This window comes from Synechococcus sp. H70.1, assembly GCF_047502705.1.
Taxonomy (GTDB): domain Bacteria; phylum Cyanobacteriota; class Cyanobacteriia; order Thermostichales; family Thermostichaceae; genus Thermostichus.
In genome coordinates this window covers 1-5,171 of record NZ_JANSIV010000094.1, presented here as the reverse complement: position 1 = coordinate 5,171, position 5,171 = coordinate 1, and the positions used below count along the sequence as shown (strand labels likewise).

General features: G+C 58.2%; 2 tRNA genes and 3 rRNA genes. All 5 read right to left on the bottom strand.

Going from position 1 to position 5,171, the window contains the following annotated elements:
- Nucleotides 1–64: 64 nt before the first annotated feature.
- The 5 genes from rrf to NW827_RS06870 all read right to left on the bottom strand — a co-directional run bounded on the left by rrf (nucleotide 65) and on the right by NW827_RS06870 (nucleotide 4,958).
- Nucleotides 65–182 (bottom strand): 5S ribosomal RNA (rrf, locus tag NW827_RS06890).
- Nucleotides 183–228: 46 nt separating this feature from the next.
- A 23S ribosomal RNA gene (locus tag NW827_RS06885) occupies nucleotides 229–3,041 on the bottom strand.
- 132 nt (nucleotides 3,042–3,173) lie between these two features.
- Nucleotides 3,174–3,249: transfer RNA gene (locus NW827_RS06880), tRNA-Ala, on the bottom strand.
- Nucleotides 3,250–3,301: 52 nt separating this feature from the next.
- Nucleotides 3,302–3,375 (bottom strand) — tRNA-Ile (locus NW827_RS06875).
- A 110-nt stretch (nucleotides 3,376–3,485) separates the two neighbouring features.
- Nucleotides 3,486–4,958 (bottom strand): 16S ribosomal RNA (locus tag NW827_RS06870).
- The 16S, 23S and 5S rRNA genes sit together here with 2 tRNA genes alongside, the layout of an rRNA operon.
- Nucleotides 4,959–5,171 lie beyond the last annotated feature (213 nt).

Sequence of the window (5,171 nt, the reverse complement as noted above, 5' to 3'; positions counted from 1 at the left end):
TGCAAGCGCCGCGGTGAGTTGGTTGGGGAAAAAGAATCCCCCTAGTGGGGGCTGAGGGTAGGTGGGCTGGCACCGAGCTATTTTTCCAGAGGGTCACCCCTCCAGTAGGTTCGCCGCTGATGCGTTTCACGTCCGAGTTCGGGATGGAGTCGGCGTGGTTCCACATCGCTATGGGCACCAACCCTCCCCACCCTGAAAGCTGCACAGCAAGAGGCCACAGGAGAACCTCAGGTCAAGCAGACGGTCTATTAGGACTCCTCGGCTGCATGCATTACTGCACTTCCACCTAGAGCCTATCTACCGGGTCGTCTTCCCGGGACCTTCACAGAGGACTCATCTTGAGGTGGGCTTCCCACTTAGATGCTTTCAGCGGTTATCCTCTCCGCACATGGCTACCCAGCGTCTACCGTTGGCACGATAACTGGTACACCAGCGGTGCGTCCCTCCCGGTCCTCTCGTACTAGGGAGAGCTCCTCGCAATCCTCTTGCGCCTGCACCGGATATGGACCGAACTGTCTCACGACGTTCTGAACCCAGCTCACGTACCGCTTTAATGGGCGAACAGCCCAACCCTTGGGACGTACTGCCGCCCCAGGTTGCGATGAGCCGACATCGAGGTGCCAAACCTCCCCGTCGATGTGAACTCTTGGGGGAGATCAGCCTGTTATCCCTAGAGTAACTTTTATCCGTTGAGCGACGGCCCTTCCACTCAGCGCCGTCGGATCACTAAGGCCGACTTTCGTCCCTGCTCGACTTGTAGGTCTTGCAGTCAAGCTCCCTTATGCCTTTGCACTCAACGGCTGATTTCCAACCAGCCTGAGGGAACCTTTGCGCGCCTCCGTTACCCTTTAGGAGGCGACCGCCCCAGTCAAACTGCCCACCTGAAACTGTCCTTTCCCCCGCTTCCGGGCAGAAAGTTAGAATTCTAGCCTTGCCAGAGTGGTATCTCACCGGCGACTCCATACCCCCCGCAAGGGGTACTTCCCAGTCTCCCACCTATCCTGCGCAGGCAAAGCCCGAACCCAATTCCAGGCTACAGTAAAGCTTCATAGGGTCTTTCTGTCCAGGTGCAGGTAGTCCGCATCTTCACAGACAAGTCTATTTCGCCGAGTCCCTCTCCGAGACAGCGCCCAGGTCATTACGCCTTTCGTGCGGGTCGGAACTTACCCGACAAGGAATTTCGCTACCTTAGGACCGTTATAGTTACGGCCGCCGTTCACCGGGGCTTCGGTCGCCAGCTTCGCTTGCGCTAACCAGCTTCCTTAACCTTCCGGCACTGGGCAGGCGTCAGCCCCTATACGTCGTCTTACGACTTAGCAGAGACCTGTGTTTTTGGTAAACAGTTGCCTGGGCCCTTTCACTGCGGCCAGCTCGCGCTGGCACCCCTTCTCCCGAAGTTACGGGGTCATTTTGCCGAGTTCCTTAGAGAGGGTTATCTCGCGCCCCTGGGTATACTCTACCTACCCACCTGTGTCGGTTTCGGGTACGGGTGACAACCTTCATCGCCTACGAGCTTTTCTTGGCACTACCCTTCACCACGCGGGGTCCGTAGACCCCTCCCAATCCAATCAGGGTGTGGCTAGCTCTCGTGCGTCCCTCCTCGGCTCCAGTTGCCAGTCAGGGAATATCAACCCTGTCTCCATCGACTACGCCTTTCGGCCTCGCCTTAGGTCCCGACTAACCCCCCGCGGACGAACCTTCCGGGGGAACCCTTGGGTTTCCGGGGCATTGGATTCTCACCAATGTTTGCGCTACTCAAGCCAGCATTCTCACTTCCGCTTCGTCCACGGCTGCTTACGCTACCGCTTCACCCTAGTGCGGAACGCTCCCCTACCATCAAATCCACAACTTCGGCGCATCGCTTAGTCCCGTTCATTTTCGGCGCAGGGGCGCTCGACCAGTCAGCTGTTACGCACTGTTTAAAGGGTGGCTGCTTCTAAGCCAACCTCCTGGTTGTCTTCGCACCCCCACCTCCTTAATCACTGAGCGATGACTTGGGGGCCTTAGTTGGTGGTCTGGGCTGTTCCCCTCTCGACGATGGAGCTTATCCCCCACCGTCTCACTGCCGACTACCCCTGGCGTATTCGGAGTTTGGTTCGGCTTGGTACAGCTTTCGCTGCCCGCACCGATTCAGTAGCTCTACCCCACCAGGTACCCGTCGACGCTGCGCCTCAACGCATTTCGGGGAGAACCAGCTAGCTCTGGGTTCGATTGGCATTTCACCCCTAACCACAGCTCATCCGATGATTTTGCAACATCAACCGGTTCGGCCCTCCACTTGGCTTTACCCAAGCTTCAGCCTGGCCATGGTTAGATCACCCAGGTTCGGGTCTACAGCGTGCGACTCAACGCCCTCTTCAGACTCGGTTTCCCTCTGGCTCCGGCATTCCCGCCTTAACCTGCCGCACACTGTAACTCGCTGGCTCATTCTTCAACAGGCACGCGGTCACCCGTTCAATCGGGCTCCCACTGCTTGTAGGCACACGGTTTCATGCTCTCTTTCACTCCCCTCCCGGGGTTCTTTTCACCTTTCCCTCACGGTACTGGTTCACTATCGGTCACACAGGAGTATTTAGCCTTGCGAGATGGTTCTCGCGGATTCACACGGGATTTCCCCTGCCCCGTGTTACTCGGGATCCGGCCGGCGCCTTCCAGCTTTCGGCTACAGGACTTTCACCTTCTCTGGTGCAGCATTCCAGCTGCTTCGCCTAGCCTTCCAGCTACCTTGCTGGCCGTCCCACAACCCCGCCTAGCCGTAGCTAAGCGGTTTAGGCTCTTTCCCGTTCGCTCGCCGCTACTAAGGAAATCACGGTTGTTTTCTTTTCCTGCGGCTACTAAGATGTTTCAGTTCGCCGCGTTCGCCCCCTTAGCCTATGGATTCAGCTAAGGGTGACAAGGCTTACGCCTTGCCGGGTTGCCCCATTCGGGAACCTGCGGATCACCGCTTCCTTCCAGCTCCCCGCAGCGTTTCGTCGGTAGGCACGCCCTTCTTCGCCTCTGTGTGCCTAGGTATCCACCGTGCGCCCTTAGCTTACTTGACCGCATCCATTGGTGGTCTACCTGCTTGGCTCTCTTGCTATGCAGTTTTCAAGGTGCTTGCCGGCTCAGACCGGCTGTAAGCCTAGCTCCTAACTCTAAGCTCCCAGCCCGTCTGCTCCCCCGGCGTTGGGAATTGGTGGAGGTAAGCGGACTCGAACCGCTGACTTCTGCCGTGCAAAGGCAGCGCTCTACCAACTGAGCTATACCCCCAGCCCAGACCTGACCCCTGCCGTGGCAGCTGCTGCCTGCCCTCAGCAGGCAGTGGGCCATCCTGGACTCGAACCAGGGACCTCACCCTTATCAGGGGTGCGCTCTAACCACCTGAGCTAATAGCCCATCTCCTCTCTCCACCACCCCAGAACCGCAGTCAACCATCCCCGCAGCCCCGACCGACCTGGGATGACCTCTGGTCGTCCGCAGGAGGACTCCCAAGGTGGGTCTCCCTAAAAGGAGGTGATCCAGCCGCACCTTCCGGTACGGCTACCTTGTTACGACTTCACCCCAGTCACCGGCCCTGCCTTCGGCGGGTACTCCGACTTCGGGCATGGCCAGCTCCCATGGTGTGACGGGCGGTGTGTACAAGGCCCGGGAACGTATTCACCGCAGCATGCTGATCTGCGATTACTAGCGATTCCGCCTTCACGCAGGCGAGTTGCAGCCTGCGATCTGAACTGAGACGCGGTTTTTGGGATTGGCTCCCGCTCGCGCGTTCGCTGCCCTTTGTCCGCGCCATTGTAGCACGTGTGTAGCCCAGGGCATAAGGGGCATACGGACTTGACGTCGTCCCCACCTTCCTCCGGTTTGTCACCGGCAGTCTCCCTAGAGTGCCCAACTTAATGCTGGCAACTAAGGACGAGGGTTGCGCTCGTTGCGGGACTTAACCCAACATCTCACGACACGAGCTGACGACAGCCATGCACCACCTGTGTCCGCGTTCCCGAAGGCACCCCCACGTTTCCGCAGGGTTCGCGGCATGTCAAGCCCTGGTAAGGTTCTTCGGTTTGCATCGAATTAAACCACATGCTCCACCGCTTGTGCGGGCCCCCGTCAATTCCTTTGAGTTTCACACTTGCGTGCGTACTCCCCAGGCGGGACACTTAACGCGTTAGCTACGACACTGACCGGGTCGATACGGCCAACGTCTAGTGTCCATCGTTTACGGCTAGGACTACTGGGGTATCTAATCCCATTCGCTCCCCTAGCTTTCGTACCTCAGCGTCAGTTAGGGCCCAGTTGCGCGCTTTCGCCTCAGGTGTTCTTCCCGATATCTACGCATTTCACCGCTACACCGGGAATTCCCGCAACCCCTGCCCCACTCTAGCCAGTCAGTTTCCAAGGCCTCCCCACAGTTAAGCTGTGGTCTTTAACCTCAGACTTGACTAGCCGCCTACGTACCCTTTACGCCCAATGACTCCGGATAACGCTCGCCTCCTCTGTCTTACCGCGGCTGCTGGCACAGAGTTAGCCGAGGCTTATTCCTGGGGTACCGTCAGAGTTCGTCCCCCAGAAAAGAGGTTTACAACCCGAAGGCCTTCTTCCCTCACGCGGTATTGCTCCGTCAGGCTTTCGCCCATTGCGGAAAATTCCCCACTGCTGCCTCCCGTAGGAGTCTGGGCCGTGTCTCAGTCCCAGTGTGGCGGGCCATCCTCTCAGACCCGCTACGGATCGTCGCCTTGGTAGGCCATTACCCCACCAACTAGCTAATCCGACGCAGGCTCATCCCTAGGCGGATTGCTCCTTTCAGCTTGCGCCTGTATGGGGTATTAGCAGCCGTTTCCAGCTGTTATCCCCCTCCTAGGGGTAGATTCCTACGCGTTACTCACCCGTGCGCCACTGACACCCGAAGGTGTCCGTTCGACTTGCATGTGTTAGGCATACCGCCAGCGTTCATCCTGAGCCAGGATCAAACTCTTCGTGGCACTTAGAGTTTGATGGGAAAGCTTGACAGGGCTGCCTGCTGGAACAGGGCTCCTCCACTTGCTTTGCTGCTGGAAGCCTACTGTTCCCGGGATGGTTGACTGTATGAACTTGTCAAGGTTCTGGGGCGCTGGGGCTGGTGGCCTTGTCAGCGCTTCACTACCCTATCCCACACCACCCCTCAACGTCAAGTACCCCAAAGCGGGTTTTTTAGA